The sequence below is a fragment of the Streptomyces sp. NBC_00654 genome, assembly GCF_026341775.1.
Taxonomy (GTDB): Bacteria; Actinomycetota; Actinomycetes; order Streptomycetales; family Streptomycetaceae; genus Streptomyces.
On record NZ_JAPEOB010000001.1, the window covers coordinates 139,425 to 157,083 of the forward strand.

At 70.4% G+C, this 17,659-nt stretch carries 14 protein-coding genes; 3 read left to right on the forward strand and 11 right to left on the reverse strand.

The window, feature by feature from the left end:
- Positions 1-21: 21 nt before the first annotated feature.
- From OHA98_RS00640 to OHA98_RS00660, 5 genes are all read right to left on the reverse strand, one after another.
- Positions 22-312, reverse strand: a complete 291-nt coding sequence (locus OHA98_RS00640) for a hypothetical protein (protein WP_266922123.1) — start codon at positions 310-312, stop codon at positions 22-24.
- Positions 313-613: 301 nt separating this feature from the next.
- Positions 614-748 (reverse strand): hypothetical protein, encoded by a 135-nt coding sequence (locus tag OHA98_RS00645; protein WP_266927966.1) that lies wholly within the window; start codon positions 746-748, stop codon positions 614-616.
- Between the two features lie 2 nt (positions 749-750).
- Positions 751-1,458 (reverse strand): hypothetical protein, encoded by a 708-nt coding sequence (locus OHA98_RS00650; protein WP_266922124.1) that lies wholly within the window; start codon positions 1,456-1,458, stop codon positions 751-753.
- A gap of 54 nt (positions 1,459-1,512) precedes the next feature.
- A complete protein-coding gene (locus OHA98_RS00655; RefSeq protein ID WP_266922125.1) occupies positions 1,513-2,718 on the reverse strand; it encodes a hypothetical protein in 1,206 nt (401 codons plus the stop codon).
- 52 nt (positions 2,719-2,770) lie between these two features.
- The gene (locus OHA98_RS00660; protein WP_266922126.1) at positions 2,771-3,082 is read right to left on the reverse strand and encodes a hypothetical protein; all 312 of its coding nucleotides are present in this window, start codon (positions 3,080-3,082) and stop codon (positions 2,771-2,773) included.
- 99 nt (positions 3,083-3,181) lie between these two features.
- Between OHA98_RS00660 and OHA98_RS00665 the strand changes: the two genes are divergently transcribed.
- Both OHA98_RS00665 and OHA98_RS00670 read left to right on the forward strand, forming a co-directional pair.
- On the forward strand, positions 3,182-4,078 hold the full coding sequence (locus OHA98_RS00665; RefSeq protein ID WP_266922127.1) for an LLM class flavin-dependent oxidoreductase: 897 nt from the start codon (positions 3,182-3,184) through the stop codon (positions 4,076-4,078).
- 129 nt (positions 4,079-4,207) lie between these two features.
- Entirely contained in the window at positions 4,208-5,053 is an 846-nt protein-coding gene (locus OHA98_RS00670; protein WP_266922128.1) for a Cof-type HAD-IIB family hydrolase, read from the forward strand.
- Positions 5,054-5,089: 36 nt separating this feature from the next.
- Here OHA98_RS00670 and OHA98_RS00675 read toward each other — a convergent pair whose 3' ends face one another.
- The 6 genes from OHA98_RS00675 to hisC form a co-directional block, all read right to left on the reverse strand.
- Positions 5,090-6,022 carry a M23 family metallopeptidase gene (locus tag OHA98_RS00675; protein WP_323179474.1) on the reverse strand — a complete coding sequence of 311 codons (933 nt, stop codon included), beginning with the start codon at positions 6,020-6,022 and terminating at the stop codon, positions 5,090-5,092.
- Between the two features lie 426 nt (positions 6,023-6,448).
- Positions 6,449-8,155 carry a GAF domain-containing sensor histidine kinase gene (locus OHA98_RS00680; protein ID WP_266922129.1) on the reverse strand — a complete coding sequence of 569 codons (1,707 nt, stop codon included), beginning with the start codon at positions 8,153-8,155 and terminating at the stop codon, positions 6,449-6,451.
- A gap of 216 nt (positions 8,156-8,371) precedes the next feature.
- A complete protein-coding gene (gene cydD, locus OHA98_RS00685; RefSeq protein ID WP_266922130.1) occupies positions 8,372-11,980 on the reverse strand; it encodes a thiol reductant ABC exporter subunit CydD in 3,609 nt (1,202 codons plus the stop codon).
- A gap of 95 nt (positions 11,981-12,075) precedes the next feature.
- Positions 12,076-13,077 carry a cytochrome d ubiquinol oxidase subunit II gene (gene cydB / locus OHA98_RS00690; protein ID WP_266922131.1) on the reverse strand — a complete coding sequence of 334 codons (1,002 nt, stop codon included), beginning with the start codon at positions 13,075-13,077 and terminating at the stop codon, positions 12,076-12,078.
- Between the two features lie 18 nt (positions 13,078-13,095).
- Complete coding sequence (locus tag OHA98_RS00695; RefSeq protein WP_266922132.1) at positions 13,096-14,607, reverse strand: cytochrome ubiquinol oxidase subunit I; 1,512 nt, start codon at positions 14,605-14,607, stop codon at positions 13,096-13,098.
- Positions 14,608-15,076: 469 nt separating this feature from the next.
- Positions 15,077-16,156 (reverse strand): histidinol-phosphate transaminase, encoded by a 1,080-nt coding sequence (gene hisC / locus OHA98_RS00700; protein WP_266922133.1) that lies wholly within the window; start codon positions 16,154-16,156, stop codon positions 15,077-15,079.
- 357 nt (positions 16,157-16,513) lie between these two features.
- On the opposite strand from hisC, the gene OHA98_RS00705 reads away from it, so the two are divergent.
- The gene (locus OHA98_RS00705; RefSeq protein WP_266922134.1) at positions 16,514-17,626 is read left to right on the forward strand and encodes a LacI family DNA-binding transcriptional regulator; all 1,113 of its coding nucleotides are present in this window, start codon (positions 16,514-16,516) and stop codon (positions 17,624-17,626) included.
- Positions 17,627-17,659 lie beyond the last annotated feature (33 nt).

Below are 17,659 nucleotides of genomic sequence, written 5' to 3' on the forward strand. Positions count from 1 at the left end.
CCGCGGTAGAGGCCGTCGCGCCTACCGCGCCAAATTCGACAGACCGGTACGGAGATCGTCGAGGTTCATGACCGGCTGCAGGCTCACCTTGGCACCGGCCTGGAAGAACCGCTCGCTGATCGGCGGCATCTGCGCGGACTCCTGCATGTCGAAGACGAGCATGCACGTACGTACGCCGTCCACGGGGGCGAAATACGCCGCTTCGGGCTTGAGGTGCTCGACGACCTCATTGATGATCTTGGTCATCGTCCCGTCGTTGACCGCGCGGTTCGCGGCCTCGGTTTCCATCCGTGCGGTGAGCAGCATCCTCATGACGTCTCATCCTTCCGGCGAACCACGCCCCGGCGCCGCGCACTCGCGCGCGAAGATCCCGGGCGGGCTCGACACCAGCCTCTCGCCGGCAATGCCCCGCGGCAACCACTGTCGCCGGACCCCGCCACGTATTACGGCGCGGCCCCACCGCGCGGGACGAAGCCCGGAAATCAGGGCGGCCGCGCCCCGAGGAGATGGGCTTCCGCGTCGCGTCGCACACCTGCGACCACCTGTCCTGTCGAACCTTCCGTGACGGCCCGCGGATCAGCGCGGTTCCGACCCCGGCCATGACAGAGACCGGTCAACTCACGCTCCTGCCACGGTCCGGCCACTGGCCGCGCTCCTCACGCAGCGCGTTGATCTTCCGGGACGCCTTGAGGAACGAGTAGTCCGTCCGGCCGTCGTCGGCCGACGACGTGCGGGGTTCCTTGTTCATGGTCAGGTGTCGCGAAAGCTGTCCGGACCGTCCCCGAACTCGTAGCGGACCAGCTCCGCGTCCTCGGAGATCTTCCGGAAGCAGACGAGTGCGGCCACTACCACTCCCCCGAAGCCTTCCCGCTTGTTCAACGGTACGGAATCCTGCCAATTGTGCGTTTCGATGGCGACCCGATGCGCTTCCTGGTAGGTCGCTCCGGGATTCTCCGGAGATGGGGCGAGCTCGGCCAGCTCGTGCTCCAGCAGGAGTCTGTCCTCGGGCAGAGAGTTCCCGGATCTCAGGCGAATCCACGCATCTGCGATCTCCGCATCGGCGTCGAACTTGCGCACGACGACCTTCCCTGTTTCGTAGTCCTTGATGGGGTGTTCCGTGTCGAAGACATGCTTCTTGATCGCCGTGATCTCCTGCGAGGAGAATCCCGTCGCTCCGTTGTCGCGAGCCAGCCCCTGCGTGTGGATGCTGATGGCGTCGATGTCCCGCGAGTCCCGCATGAAGTCCGCGTACGCGTCCTCGGCCCACCGTGTCCGGGCGGGATCGTCCAGGATGTCCCTCGGACGTCTGCGGGCGCCTGTCAGCCACTCGTCGGCATGCCGGATCCCGGATTGGGCCGTCCCTTCAAGTCCTTCCCGTGCGGCGACGCACAGTCCCGCCCGGGCCCCGCCGAATACGCGCAGGTCCAATCTGCGGGCGACATCCAGCCATACGGTCATGCCACGGTGCCGACGGGAGAGCTTTGAGAGGGCCTCGCGGGCGCTTCACAGTGACTACCGGCTGCCGGCGGCGAGCCTGCTGAGACGGTCGCCGATGGCGGAAACGCCCGGACGGGGCTCGTTCTCGTAGTACCAAGGCTTGCGTCGGCGCAGCAGCGTCTCACCATGCTCGCTCCAGGTGAAGCCGGGTTTCCGCAGGAGCTTCCGGAACACCTCGTCAGCGGTCTTCGGGTGAACGGCGGCCAGACGACGGATCGGCAATGGAGCGATCGACTCCTCACGCAGGTACGTACGCAGCAGATCCTGGTGTCGCCTGCGGCCCGTGAGGGCGGGGTCCGCGAAGAGGTCCCGCAGCATCCCGTAGTCGGCGTAGAAGTTGAGCCCGTCGATCCGGTCGTAGATGACACCGATGGTGTCCGAGTCCGCCAGTTCCGGCGGAAGTTCGAAGAAGGGCAGGTCCAGGCAAGGCAGCCGACTGCGCCGGGCACTGCCAGGCTGTGCGGCGACGGCGGCCTCCTGACGGTGGCGGTAGTAGGCGTTGAGAAGGTCCTCGGTTTCGGCAGGCGAAAGGACCAGCTCGTCGCTGCCGCAGAACTCTACGAACGCGGCCCGGTCCTCCCGCATCCGCTGCCACCCCTGCTCAATCTTCTCGGGGTTGCGGAAGACCAGCTCGGGTTGGCTGGTGGCCAGTTCGAGCGCCGCCTGTGCGATGTCGGTGGCACTGGACCTGGGGTAGTACGACATCGCCCCGGACACCAGCCACGCCCCGTCGCCCGAGTGGACGGGTACCAGGCAGGTGTGGAGGAATCCCCCCTTGGACACGCCACGGAACGCCGCCGGCCCGACATTCGAGTACGTGCGGTACTCCAGGTCGTCGACAAGGTTCAGCAGGACGACGGCATCCCCGTCCTTGCGCTGGATCTCGAAGATGCCCTCGACCGGGTCACGCCAGCCGAGCAGCATCTCCCGGTCGGCCGCGGTCAAGTCCTTCCGTCCGGCGACGAACCGGTCCACCACGCTCGAACCGTCCGGCAGGCGATACCGCAGGATGAAGTGGTCGGTGATCCGGATCGCCTCACCTTCGTCCAGTTGCCTTGCGGGCCCAGCGGCATCCAGCAGGAGGGGCGTCAACCACCGGTCGAAGCGGGCGCTCTGAGCGAAGGTGACCAGCTTCCCTTTCAACTCGGCGCTGTGCTCGATGAGATCGGCCAGCGACGGTTCACCGGCACCCTGATGCGCGCCTTGTGCGGCCTCAGCCACGTTCAGCCCTTTCGTACGAACCATTTCCGCGTGAAGTGAGAGGCGCCCGGCCTCAACCGGCCCAGTGGCGGTACGCCTCGATCCAGTCCGCCCCCTCGGGCGCCGGGCTGGGCAACGGCAGCTCCAGGATGCCGATCGACTGCCGGACACGGCCACGAGAGCACATGGCGACGATCCTGCCGTCGGGCGTGAGGTCGACGCCGTGCACAGTCACCTCGACGCCGAGAACCGCGGTGGTGAAGGGTAGGTCGAGGCACTCCTCAAGCATGGTGAACAGACCGGTCAGCTGCTCGTCCTCGTTGTGGGCGTCGACAGTCGCCTCTTCGATCATGGCCTCGAGTTCGGCCCTATCCAGCGTGCCCATGACGCCACGGTAGCGACCCCATCGCGACATCGGCGTGGCTTCCCGGATCTGCTCCGTCGGCATATCCGTGGCAGCAGGAAGCACGCGTATCGTCGGGCCATGCGTCTGAGCACTGTCATTCTGCCCATCCACCGCTGGACCGAAGGCCAAAAGGTCTGGCAGCGCGCCGAGGAGCTGGATTTCCACGCCGCGTACACCTACGACCACCTGTCCTGGCGGACCTTCCGTGACGGTCCGTGGTTCGGTGCGGTTCCGACCCTGACCGCGGCGGCCCTCGCCACCGAGCGGCTGCGGCTCGGCACCCTTGTCACCTCGCCCAACTTCCGGCACCCGGTGACGCTCGCCAAGGACCTCATGACGCTGGACGACGTCTCCGAGGGGCGGATCACCCTCGGGATCGGCGCGGGCGGCAACGGCTTCGACGCCACGGCCCTGCGCCGCGGCGGCGAGGAGCCGTGGACGCCGCGCGAGCGGGCGGATCACTTCGGGGAGTTCGTGCCGCTGCTGGACAAGCTGCTGCGCGAGCCCTCGGTGACGTACGAGGGGGAGTTCTACTCCGCGAACGAGGCCCGCAACATCCCCGGATGTGTCCAGCGCCCCCGGCTGCCCTTCGCGGTCGCCGCCACCGGTCCGCGCGGGCTGAAGCTCGCCGCGCGGTACGGCCAGGCATGGGTGACCACCGGCGACCCGAAGGTGTTCGAGACCGGGACCCCCGAGCAGTCCGTGGCAGCCATCCGCGGACAGTTCGCGAAGCTCGGGGAGGCCTGCGAGTCGGTCGGACGGGACGTGGCGGAACTGGACAAGATCCTGCTCACCGGCTTCACCCCCGACAACCCGCTGGACTCCTTCGACGCGTTCGTCGACTTCGCCGGAACCCACTTCGCGCTGGGCTTCACGGAGATCGTCCTGCACTGGCCGGTCCCCGGGTCCGACTTCGCCGCGGACGAGAAGGTCTTCGAGCGGATCGCCACCGAGGGACTGGCGCAGCTCGCCTGACCGACGGAGCGGTACAGCGATGCCACCTTCCGGCACATGCCGGAGGGATGTTTCGCAGTTCAGGGGCGCGCGTTCTCAGATGCGCGCCCCTGCGCACGCCCGTGCACCCTCGTACGCGAGAATGAACCGGTGACCCCAGCTACCGACTCGCCTCCGCCTGCCCCGACCCGGCTGATCGCCACCGATCTGGACGGCACCCTGCTGCGCGACGACAAGACCGTGTCCGAGCGCACGATCGCCGCCCTCGCCGCAGCCGAGGAGGCCGGGATCGAGGTCTTCTTCGTCACGGGCCGGCCGGCCCGCTGGATGGACGTCGTCAGCGACCACGTCCACAGCCACGGCCTGGCGATCTGCGCGAACGGGGCGGCCGTCGCCGATCTGCGTGCCGACGGCAAGCTGCTCACGGTCCACGCCCTGGAGCGCGAAGCCGCCCTCCACACCATCCACACCCTGCGCGAACGGGCCCCCGGCACCTCGTTCGCCATCGAGCTGACCACCGGTATCAACTACGAACCGGCCTACCCTCCGTTCCATCTGGACCCGGCGGCCGCGGTGGCCGTCGCCGAGAAGCTGCTCCACGAGGACGCCCCGGGCACCGGTGCCCCTGTGCTCAAGGTCCTCGCCCACCACACCGAGCTCGCCCCGGACGAGTTCCTCTCGCTGGCCCGCGCGGCCGCCGGTGACCGGGCCTCCTTCACCCGGTCCAGCCCCTCGGCGCTCCTGGAGGTCAGCGGGCTCGGGGTCTCCAAGGCCAGCACCCTGGCCGAATGCTGCGCGCGGCGCGGCATCTCCCCCTCCGAGGTCGTCGCCTTCGGTGACATGCCCAATGACGTGGAGATGCTCAGCTGGGCCGGTGCCTCGTACGCCATGGGCAACGCCCACCCCGCTGCCCTGGCCGCCGCGTCGGGCCGGACCCTCACCAACAACGAGGACGGCGTCGCGGTCGTCATCGAGCGGATCATCGCCGCCCGCTGACCTTCCCGTACGCCGCCGGGCCCGGCCCGCACCGGGTCAGATCCGCACGCCGTGCTCGCGCAGCCAGCGTGCCGGATCGACGCCGGAACCCAGCTGGGGAGTGAGACGCACCTCGAAGTGGAGGTGCGGGCCGGTCGAGTTCCCCGTGGTGCCCGACTGGCCGACCCACTGGCCCGCGTGCACCTGTTCGCCCTGGTCCACGGCGACGCCCGCCAGATGCGCGTACTGCGTGTAGTAGCCACCCGGGTGCCGCACCAGGACCTCGACGCCGAACGCGCCCCCGCAGGAGACCGACACCACCCGGCCCGCGCCCACCGAGCGCACCGGCGTGCCGATGTCCACGGCGAAGTCCTGCCCCGTGTGCCGGTTCGCCCAGTGCGCGCCCGCGCTGTCGAACCCCGCCGACAACGCGTACGTCTCCACCGGCGCGGCCCAGCTCCGCCCGTCGGGCGGGCCCTTCGGCTGCTCGACACGTACGGCACCGGCGCACTTCCCGGCCGCCACGCTGCGTTCCGCCTCGCTCTGGAGCCGCCATTGGGCCGCCTCCAGTTTGTCCGCGATGCCCCGCTTGACCTCGGCCAGCCCGATCATGCGCACGTCCAGGTCGTGCCAGGCCTTCCGCGCGCGCCGCTCGGCGGTGCTGAGTACGCGTCCGGCCCGCCGGGCGCGTTCCAGCAGCCGGGTCACCACCCGCTCCGCCTGCCCGGCCAGCCGATGGGCGCGCAGCAGCTGCTCGGGGTCATCGGCGAGCAGGAGCCGTGCGGCGTACGGGAGGCCGGCCCCCTCGCCGCGGTACTGGGCACGGGCCAGCCGCCCCAGGTCGGCGTCGATGGCCGCGAGGGTGCGCCGATGTGCCGTCAGCGCCTTCTCGTACCGCTCCGCCTCCGCCCGCTGCACGGCGGCGGAACGCCTGCCCCTCTCGTACGCCTCGGCCGCCCTCGCGGCTTCCTCGTACAGCCGGGTGACCACGGCGCCCGCGTGGGGCGTGCCGGACGGGCCGGGCGGCCGGGGAGGCCCGGGAGCGGCCGCGGCGGGCAGTGTGAGCAGGGCGAGCAGAGCACAGACCAGCAGTACGGCCGGCCGGCCACGGCCACGCCGGGGAGCAGGGGCAAAACCGGGGCCAGGGGCAGAACCCGTACCCGTACCCGTACCCGTACCCGTACCAGGACGACAGCGACTCGGTGCGGCGGAAGCCATCTCCGGATGGTCACCCCCGGCCGCCGCGATTCCCGGGACCGCGAGGTGTCGTACGGCCAACCGGCCTACTCCCGCCCGGCCGCGAGAGGTCCCGGCCGAGAGAGGCCCCGGAGCCGCGAGAGCCGCCCGACCGCGAGAGCCGCCGGGCGCGTCCCCGGAGCCGCCGGGCAGCCGGGGACGCGCCCGGCGGCCCGCCTGTCAGAGCGGGGCCTGCCACACCACCGTCGTACCGCCCCCGTCCTCGCCGATCCCCGGCCCGAACCAGCTCGCCCCGCCCAGCGACTCGGCGCGACGGGCCAGGTTGCGCAGTCCGCTGCGGCGACCGTCCTGCGGGATGCCCACCCCGTCGTCGGCGACCGAGAGGCGTACCGCGTCACGCCCGTCCGGCAGTGTGGCGGTCGCGTCGACGACCACGTCGATGAGGGAGGCGTTCGCATGCCGGAAGGCGTTGGACAGGGCCTCGCGCAGGGCGGCGATGAGATTCTTGCCGGTCAGCTCACCGACGAGTGAATCGACGGGGCCGAGGAAGCGGTGCGACGGCTTGAAGCCCAGCGGCACCGCCGCCATGTTGATCTCGCGCATGACGCGGGTGCGCAGCCCCGACGGCGCTTCGGCGGGTTCCTGCTGGAGCGCGAAGATGGCGGTGCGGATCTCCTGGATGGTCACGTCCAGTTCGTCGACCGCACGGCCGACGCCGGTCTGCACCTCGGGGACCTCCGACCGGCGCTGCGCGCTCTCCAGCATCATCCCGGTGGCGAACAGCCGCTGGATGACCAGGTCGTGGAGGTCGCGGGCGATCCGGTCGCGGTCCTCGTACACGGCGAGCCGTTCCCGGTCCCGCTGTGCCTCGGCCATCATCAGCGCGAGCGCGGCCTGGGAGGCGAACTGGGTGGCCAGCGTCCGTTCGGTCTCCGTGAACGGGCGGCCGCCCCGGGCCCGGGGCGTGGCCAGCGCACCGAGCACCCGGCCCCCGCTGTGCAGCGGCAGCAGCATGCTCGGGCCGAACCGGTCGGCCAGCCTGGTGATCATGCGGGAGTCGGTGGCCGAGTCGTCTATGAACACCGGATCGCCGTCGAGCAGCGTCGCCACCACCGAGCTCTCCGCCGGAATGATCACTCCGAGCGACGCGGTGGGATCGTCGGCGGAGACGGCGACGATCTCCAGACCGCCCTCCGCGGCCGGCAGCAGCACGATCCCGGCGGCGGAGTCGGCGAGATGGCGGGCCTGTTCGGCGACGACGGCCAGGGCGTCGTCGGCGTCGCCGCCGGAGAGCAGCGCGGTGGTCACGGCCACCGAACCGTCGATCCACCGCTCCCGCTGCCGCGCCTCCTCGTAGAGGCGGGCGTTGCCGATCGCGATCCCGGCCTCGGTCGCGAGCACCCGCACCATGTGCAGGTCGTAGTCGTTGAATTCGGCCCCGTCGTGCTTCTCGGTCAGATACAGGTTGCCGAAGATCTCTCCCTGCACCCGGATCGGTACGCCGAGGAAGGTACGCATCCGGGGATGTCCGGGCGGGAAGCCGGCGGACCTCGGATCGGCCGTCAGATCGGCCAGCCGGACGGGGACGGGGTCGTGGATCAGGGCGCCGAGGAGACCCCGGTGCCCGTCGGGCCTGCGCCCGATCGCGCGCGCCACGTCGTCCGGGACCCCGAAGGTGACGAAGTCGGAGAGCCCTTCGCCCGCTTCGTCGACGACGCCGATCGCCGCGTAGCGGGCGTGCGCGAGTTCGGCCGCGGTCTCGCAGATGCGGTCGAGGGTGGAGTGCAGTTCCAGGCCGGTGCCGACGGACCGCATCGCCTCCAGCAGCTGCGGGACACGGGCGGTGAGCTCGGTGGAGAGCCCTCGCAGGCTGCGCGTCGCCTGTGTCGCGGCTTCGAGTGAGTCCTTCGGGTCCTGCTCTGACATGCACCGAGCCTAATTAGTCCCGATTGGCAACGAAAGTCGGACCTCCCGTCCGGCCTCCGCCGGTATGGGCGCCACACCCCTCGGCGTGACGTCCGTACACGGGTCCGTACCGAGCCCCGGGGCCCAGCTCCCCCGAGTCCGCTGAGCCCCCGAGGCCCCGCTCCCCCGCTCCCCCGAGTCGCTGAGCCCCTGAGTCCCTGAGCCCCTGAGCCCTGGCTACCGGCTGCTCCCCACACTCTCCCGCGTGGACTCCCGCGCCGCCCCTTCCCCCACCGTCGTCTCCCGCTCGCGCTCCAGCATGCGGCGCAGCGGCCCGTCCTGGGCCACGAGATCGGCGTACGGGCCACGCTGCACCACCCGGCCCGTGTCCATGACCAGCACCTCGTCGACGGCCTCCAGGCCCTCGATGCGATGGGTGATCAGCACGGTCGTCCGCCCCCGGGTCGCGGCCAGCAGGTCGGCGGTCAGGGCGTCCGCGGTGGCCAGATCAAGGTGTTCGGCGGGCTCGTCGAGGACGAGCACGGGGAAGTCGGCGAGCAGCGCACGGGCCAGCGCGAGCCTCTGACGCTGCCCGCCCGAGAGCCGGGCGCCGTGTTCGCCCACCAGGGTGTCCAACCCCTCCGGCAGCGCCTCGGCCCAGTCCAGCAGCCGGGCGCCGGCCAGGGCGTCGCGCAGTTCGGCGTCGGTCGCACCGGTCCGGGCCAGGCGCAGATTCTCGCGGATGGAACTGTCGAAGACATGGGCGTCCTGGGCGCACAGCCCGACGAACGCGCGGACCGTGTCCCCGTCCAGCTCGAAGGCGTCGGTCCCGCCGAGCCGGTACGTCCCCTCCCGCGCGTCCAGGAAGCGGAGGAGAACCTGGGCCAGCGTGGTCTTGCCCGCACCGGAGGGTCCGACGACGGCCACCCGCCTGCCGGGCACCAGGGTCAGGTCGACGGACTCCAGAGCGTTCCGCCCGGCTCCCGCGTACCTGGCCGTCAGCCCCCGTACCTCCAGCGGGAAGGGCGAGGAGGGCTGCTGTGCCGGGCTCACGGGCTCCCGCACCGGTACGGGGGCGTCGAGCACCTCGTACACCCGCTCCGCGCTCCGGCGGACCCGCTGGCGGTACTGCACGGCGAGCGGCAGTCCGGCCACGGCCTCGAAGGCGGCGAGCGGGGTGAGCACCACCACCGCGAGCGCGACGCCCTCCAGCCGTCCGTCGTACACGGCGGGTACGGCGACGAGGGCGGCGGCCACCACGGTGAGTCCGCAGATCAGGGCGGAGAGCCCGCTGCCGAGCGCGGTCGCGGCGGCGGCCCGGGAGGCGATCCGGGTGAGCAGACCGTCGGCCTCGCGCACCCGCGTGTGGCGGCGGGGCAGCGCCCCGGCGACGGTCAGTTCGGCCGTACCGCCGAGCAGATCGGTGACACGGGTGGCCAGTGCGGCGCGGGCGGGGGCGAGTTGGCGTTCCGCGTGCCGGGCGCAGGCGCCGCTGACCAGCGGTACGCCCACTCCGGCGAGCAGCAGTCCGACGGCGAGCACCACGCCCGCCTCGGGGAGCAGCCAGCCGGTGAAGCCGGCCGCCCCGGCCCCGACGACGACCGCGGTCCCCACGGGCAGCAGCCAGCGCAGCCAGTAGTCCTGGAGCGCGTCCACGTCGGCGACGAGCCGGGACAGCAGGTCGCCGCGGCGCGTCGTGCGCAGACCGGCGGGCGCGATGCGCTCCAGTCCGCGGTACACGGCCACCCGCAGTTCGGCGAGCATCCTGAGCACCGCGTCGTGGGAGACGAGCCGCTCCGCGTAGCGGAAGACGGCCCGGCCGATGCCGAAGGCGCGGGTCGCGGTGACGGCGACCATCAGATAGAGCACGGGGGGCTGCTCGGAGGCTCGGGAGATCAGCCAGCCGGAGACGGCCATGAGGCCGACGGCCGAACCCACGGCGAGGCTGCCCAGCAGCAGGGCGAGCGCCAGCTGTCCGCGGCGCGCGCCGGCGGCCTCCCGGACCCGGGCCAGCACCCGGCCGCCGGGCCGGGGCTCGGTGTCGCGCAGCACGGGTTCGAGGTGATCCCCGGGGGCGACGGCGGTGAGCGGCTCGGTACCGGCGGGGCGCCGCTGCGCGGCCGCCGAAGCGGCTTCCGCCGCCCCCTCGGCGGCCGCGGCGGACCGTTCCCCGGGCTCCTTGCCAACGGCCGCCACAGACCGCTCCTGGGGCTCCCTGGGCTCCAGCGCCACCACGCGGTCGGCGACCGCCAGCAGCGCCGGGCGGTGCACCACCAGCAGCACGGTCCGCCCGGCCGCCAGCCGCCGTACGGCCTCGACGATGCCCGCCTCCGTCTCGCCGTCCAGGCTCGCGGTCGGCTCGTCGAGCAGCAGCAGCGGCCGGTCGGCGAGGAACGCCCGCGCGAGGGCGAGGCGCTGACGCTGGCCGGCCGAGAGCCCGGCACCGTCCTCGCCCAGCGGTGTCCCCGCCCCTTCCGGCAGCTCGGCGACGAAGTCGTACGCCCCGGCGTCCCGCAGTGCCGCCGCCACGGCCTCGTCGTCCGCGTCCGGCCGGGCGAGGCGTACGTTCTCGGCGATCGTGCCCGCGAAGAGGTGCGGGCGCTGCGGCACCCAGGCGATCCGCTCGCGCCAGCGCTCGGGGGAGAGCTCCGCGAGATCGGTGCCACCGACCCGTACCCGCCCCTCGTCGGGAACCTCGAAGCCCAGCACCACATTGAGGAGGGTGGACTTGCCGATGCCGCTCGGGCCGACCAGGGCGACGGTCTCCCCCGGCTCGACGACCAGGGACGCGGCGTCGAGCGACGGTTCGCCGCGGCCGCCGTGCCGGACCGTGACGTCCTCCAGCTCCAGCCGCAGCGATGCGGGGACGGCCTGTGTGCCGTCGGCCCGCGGTTCGGTCTCCAGGACCGCGAAGATCTCCTCGGCGGCCGAGAGGCCCTCCGCCGCCGCGTGGTACTGCGCCCCCACCTGCCGGATCGGCAGATAGGCCTCGGGCGCGAGGATCAGGACCACCAGTCCGGTGTAGAGATCGAGTTCACCGTGGACGAGCCGCATCCCGATGGTGACGGCGACGAGCGCCACCGACAGCGTCGCCAGCAGCTCCAGGGCGAAGGAGGACAGGAACGCGATCCGCAGCGTCCGCATGGTGGCCCGGCGGTACTGCGACGTGATCGTCCGGATCGCTTCCGCCTGCGCCTTGGCCCGCCCGAAGACCTTCAGGGTCGGCAGCCCGGCGACCACGTCCAGGAAGTGCCCGGACAGCCGGGAGAGCAGCTGCCACTGACGGTCCATGCTGGACTGGGTGGCCCAGCCGATCAGGATCATGAACAGCGGAATGAGCGGCAGCGTGACCACGATGATCGCGGCCGACACCCAGTCCTCGGTGACGATCCTCGCCAGGACCGCCACCGGCACGACCACCGCGAGTCCGAGCTGCGGCAGATAGCGGGCGAAGTAGTCGTCGAGCGCGTCGACCCCGCGGGTGGCCAGCGCCACCAGGGAGCCGGTGCGCTCGCCGCTCAGCCATCCTGGCCCGAGCCGCGTGGCCCGTTCCAGGAGCCTGCCGCGCAGTTCGGACTTGACCGCCGCGCTCGCCCGGTACGCGGCCAGTTCGGTGAGCCAGGCGACGAGCGCCCGCCCCAGCGCGACCGCGGCGAGCAGAAGCAGTGGTGTGCGGAGTTCGGAGACCGTCATCCGGCCTTCGAATCCGCCCACCACCACCTCGGCGATGAGCATGGCCTGGGCGATCACCAGCGTCGCACCGACGAGTCCGAGTGCCACCACGGCCGCCAGGAAGAAGCGGGTGGCCCTGGCGTACCGGAGCAGGCGCGGGTCGATCGGTTTCACGTGAAACATCTCCCAGAGGGCTCGGTGCGCGTCGACACGTACACGTACATACGCGTCGGTACCTCCATGTACACGCACACGTTCGTGCGGGTACGTCAGTGCGCGTCGGCGATGTGCTGCGTGCCGATGCGCTTACGGAACACCCAGTACGTCCACCCCTGGTACATCAGCACCACGGGCGTCGCGATCCCGGCGCACCAGGTCATGATCTTCAGGGTGTACGGGCTGGACGAGGCGTTGGTGACCGTGAGGTTCCAGGCGTCGTTCAGCGAGGACGGCATGACGTTCGGGAAGAGCGTCAGGAAGAGCATCGCGACCGCCGCGGTGATCGTCACTCCCGAGAGCGCGAACGACCAGCCCTCGCGTCCCGCCGCGATGGTGCCGATCGCGCCGACCAGCGCCACCACGGCGATGATCATCGCGAGCAGGCTCCAGCCGTCGCCGTTGTCCGCCTGCGTCCAGATCAGGAAGCCCAGCGCGAGCACCGCGGTGACCAGGCCCAGCTTCAGAGCGAGCTTGCGCGCCCGGGTCCGGATGTCCCCGACCGTCTTGAGCGCGGCGAACACCGCGCCGTGGAAGGTGAACAGGAAGAGCGTGACCAGTCCGCCGAGGATGGAGTACGGGTTGAGCAGGTCCCAGAAGTTCCCGACGTACTCCATGTCGGCGTCGATCTTGACGCCGCGCACGATGTTTCCGAACGCCACTCCCCACAGCAGTGCGGGAATCAGTGAGGTCCAGAAGATCGCGTTCTCCCAGTTGGTCTGCCACCTCTCCTCGGGCCGCTTGGCGCGGTACTCGAAGGCGACCCCGCGCACGATCAGGCACAGCAGGATGATCAGCAGCGGCAGGTAGAACCCGGAGAAGAGGGTGGCGTACCACTCCGGGAAGGCCGCGAAGGTCGCGCCTCCCGCGGAGAGCAGCCAGACCTCGTTGCCGTCCCAGACGGGGCCGATCGTGTTGATCAGGACCCGCCGCTCCTTGCGGTCGCGGGCCAGCAGCTTGGTGAGGACTCCGATGCCGAAGTCGAATCCCTCCAGGAAGAAGTAGCCGATCCAGAGGACGGCGATGAGTACGAACCAGACGTCGTGGAGTTCCATCTCTCAGCTCCTCTGCTCTCAGTAGGAGAAGGCCATGGGCCGGTCGGCGTCGTCATCGTCGTGACCGCCGATCCTGGTGGGCGGGTTGAGGTCGGATTCCGTGAGTTCCGGCGGTCCGGCCTTGATGTACTTCACGAGCAGCTTGACCTCGATCACGGCGAGCACCGCGTAGAGCAGGGTGAAGACGATCATCGATGTGAGCACCTCTCCCTGCGAGACACCGGGGGAGACCGCGTCACGGGTCTGGAGGACGCCGTAGACGACCCAGGGCTGACGCCCCATCTCTGTGAAGATCCAGCCCCAGGAGTTGGCGATCAGCGGGAAGAGCAGGGTCCAGAGCGCCACGATCCAGTAGAGCTTGGTGAGCCTGGGGCTCAGCGCCTTGTTCTTGAACAGGACCAGATGCGGCACTTCGTCCTCACCGGTGCGCATCCCCGGTGGCAGCATGAACTTCTTCCGGGTCAGCCACAGCCCCAGGATGCCGAGGGCGAAGGAGGCCATCCCGAAGCCGATCATCCAGCGGAAGCTCCAGAAGGCGACGGGGATGTTCGGCCGGTAGTCGCCGGGCCCGTACTTCTCCTGCTCGGCCTTGTTGATGTCGTTGATGCCGGGGACGTACGAGTTGAAGTCGTCGTCCGCGAGGAAGGACAGTATCCCCGGGATCGAGATCTCCACGGAGTTGTGGCCCTTGCTGACATCCCCGTACGCGAAGACCGAGAAGGGCGCGGCGTTCTGGCCGTCCCACAGCGCCTCGGCCGCCGCCATCTTCATCGGCTGCTGCTTGAACATCACCTTGCCCAGCAGGTCGCCGCTGACGGCGGTGAGCAGTCCGGCGATCACGACCGTGACCAGGCCCAGCCGCAGCGAGGTGCGCATCACCGGGATGTGCTTCTTTCGCGCCAGGTGGAAGGCCGCGATGCCGACCATGAAGGCGCCACCGACGAGGAAGGCGGCCGTGATGGTGTGGAAGAACTGGGTGAGCGCCGTGTTCTGCGTGAGCACGTGCCAGAAGTCGGTGAGCTCGGCGCGGCCGCGTTCCTCGTTGATGCGGTAGCCGACCGGGTGCTGCATCCAGGAGTTGGCCGCCAGGATGAAGAACGCGGAGAGGATCGTGCCGATCGAGACCATCCAGATGCAGGCGAGGTGGATCTTCTTCGGCAGCTTGTCCCAGCCGAAGATCCACAGCCCGATGAAGGTGGACTCGAAGAAGAACGCGATCAGCGCCTCGAAGGCGAGCGGCGCTCCGAAGATGTCGCCGACGAACCGCGAGTAGTCGGACCAGTTCATCCCGAACTGGAACTCCTGGACGATGCCGGTGACCACACCCATGGCGATGTTGATCAGGAAGAGCTTGCCCCAGAACTTGGTGGCCCTGAGGTACTTCTCGTTGCTCGTCCGGACCCAGGCGGTCTGCAGGCCGGCGGTGAGCGCGGCGAGCGAGATCGTCAGCGGGACGAAGAGGAAGTGGTAGACGGTGGTAATGCCGAACTGCCATCGCGCCAGGGTTTCCGGCGCCAGAGCCAGGTCCACGTCTTCTCCTTAAGTCGCCGTGGTCACAGCCGCAGTTTGCCCCGCTAATCCCATAGAACAGGGGATGAACCAGGACACGCTTGTGAACGCGTTCACATTCACAAGCATTATGGCGCACAGACTTTCGGGACCTTCGTGCGGGGTACCCCTCTTCGGGCTTTCGGCATGATCCCGCCCATACTCCGCCCAGATGACCGGGCAGGACGGTGGCCCTGGGCAGGGCGGGGGGCCCTGGGCAGGGCGGTGAGCCCGGACGATCCAGCGGCCCTGGACAGCACGTGGTCGCGGACAGCTCGGCGGTCCTGGACAGCTCGGCGGTCCCGGACAGCACGGTGGCCCCGGACAGCACGGTGGCCCCGGACCTCACCGATCGAGGTCCGGGGCCACCGGCACATACATCGCCCGTTTCACCGCCGGGTCACGGCCGCTCCCGCGACCGGGGCACGTCCACGCCACGGCGGGGCGGGGCCTACAGCCGGCTGCGGTACTCCTCCGCGACCTTCAGGAACAGGTCGTTCGCCTCGCTCTCGCCGACCGTGACGCGCACCCCCTCGCCCGCGAACGGGCGCACGACCACACCGGCCTGCTCACAGGCCGCGGCGAAGTCGACCGTGCGCTCACCGAGCCGCAGCCAGACGAAGTTGGCCTGGGACTCCGGAACGGTCCACCCCTGCCCCACCAGCCCCTCGTACACCCTGGCGCGCTCGCCGACCAGAGTGCCGACCCGTCCCAGCAGTTCGTCCTCGGCCCGGAGCGAGGCGACCGCGGCGTCCTGCGCGAGCTGGCTGACACCGAACGGGACGGCCGTCTTCCGCAGCGCGGCGGCCACCGGCTCATGGGCCACCGCGAACCCGACCCGGAGCCCCGCGAGGCCGTACGCCTTGGAGAAGGTCCGCAGCACCGCCACATTGGGCCGGTCCCGGTAGATCTCGATGCCGTCCGGCACCTCGACATCACGGACGAACTCCTTGTACGCCTCGTCGAGGACCACGAGCACATCGCCCGGCACCCGGTCGAGGAACCGTTCCAGCTCGGCCCGGCGCACGGCGGTGCCGGTCGGGTTGTTCGGGTTGCAGACGAAGATCAGCCGGGTCCGGTCGGTGATCGCGTCCGCCATCGCGTCGAGGTCGTGCACCTCACCGTCGGTCAGCGGCACCTTCACCGAGGTCGCCCCGCTGACCTGCGTGATGATCGGGTACGCCTCGAACGAGCGCCAGGCGTAGATGACCTCGTCGCCGGGGCCCGAGGTGGCCTGGAGCAGCTGCTGCGCCACACCGACCGAACCCGTGCCCGTGGCCAGGTGCGCGAGCGGCACACCGAAACGGTTCGCCAGTTCGTTCATCAGGCCGGTGCACGCCATGTCCGGGTACCGGTTGAACCGCTCGGCCGCGGCGAGGGTGGACTCCAGCACGCCGGGCAGCGGCGGGTACGGATTCTCGTTGGAGGACAGCTTGAAGGCGACCGGTCCGTCCGCAGCGGCCGGCTTGCCCGGCACATAGGCGGGAACACCGTCCAGCGCAGCACGCAGCTTGGGGCTCGTCTCGCTCACCGCAGGTCCTCCTAGGCCATCAGTACGGATCAATACTGCTCACCTTATGAGGATGGGGCGCCCCTGCGAATGGCGGAGCGAGGAATCGTTTCCTGGGGGGAGCGTTTCCCGTCCCGGCGCGCGCCGGTGGCTCACTCCGTGGCGCGCGTCCCCCGAAGAGGTGAGTTGAGACCTCTTCGAAACATCGAACATTTATGAGGCTCACACCGGTCCACGCATGACACACTTATGCCCAGGCGGCCAACACCCTTGATTTGCAAGGTATTTGGTTACGGATGACCATGCAGAAACGTGCCTGTCAACGCGTGCATATGCGACCGGACCGACCGCCCTCCGGAGCCCTAATATCGGCTCGCCATGACAGCAGCAGGGAAGCACCAGGTGAGCCGGACGGAGACACCCCGGCGCAACGGCCGGCCGGGACGAGCGGGGATCCGTGATGTGGCCGCCGCGGCCGGGGTCTCGATCACGACCGTCTCCGACGCGCTCAACGGCAAGGGCAGGCTCCCGGACGCCACCCGCCGCCATGTCCGAGAGGTCGCAGAGCGCCTGGGCTACCGCCCGTCCGCCGCGGCCCGAACCCTCCGTACGGGCAGATCCGGCCTGATCGGCCTGACCGTGACCACGTACGGGAATGAACCTTTCACCTTCACCGAATTCGCCTACTTCGCGGAGATGGCCAGAGCCGCGACCTCCGCGGCCCTCGACCGCGGGTACGCCCTCGTCATCCTCCCCGCCACCTCCCGCCACGACGTCTGGTCGAACGTCGCGCTCGACGGCACCGTCGTCATTGACCCCTCCGACCAGGACCCGGTCGTCACCGAACTCGTACGCCAGGGCTTACCCGTCGTCTCGGACGGCCGCCCGGCCGGCACGCTTCCGGTCACCGCCTGGGTCGACAACGACCACCGGGCCGCCGTGCTCGACCTCCTGGACCATCTCGCCGCCGCCGGGGCGCGCCGCATCGGCCTGCTGACCGGCACCACCACCGACACGTACACCCGGCTGTCCACCACCGCGTATCTCCACTGGTGCGAGCGGGTGGGTCAGGACCCGGTCTACGAGTCCTACCCCGCCCACGACCCCTGCGCGGGCGCGGTCGCCGCCGACCGCCTCCTCGCCCGCCCGGACCGGCCGGACGCCGTGTACGGGCTCTTCGACCCCAACGGGACCGATCTGCTGGCGGCCGCCCGCCGCTACGGTCTGCGGGTCCCGGAGGACCTGCTGCTGGTCTGCTGCAGCGAATCCACGGTGTACGCGAGCACCGAACCGCCCATCACGACACTCTCGCTCAAGCCGCGCCGCATCGGCACGGCGGTCGTCCAGCTCCTCATCGACGCCATCGAAGGCGTCGAGCACGACGGTCCGGTGGAGCAGGTGATACCGACGGAGCTCATCGTCCGGACCTCCTCGCAACGCCGTCCGCCCCGCACCACGGTCAGCGCGCCACGATCTCCCAGCGGGGACTGATCGTATTATTTCGGACCAAACGGCGGGTGAACC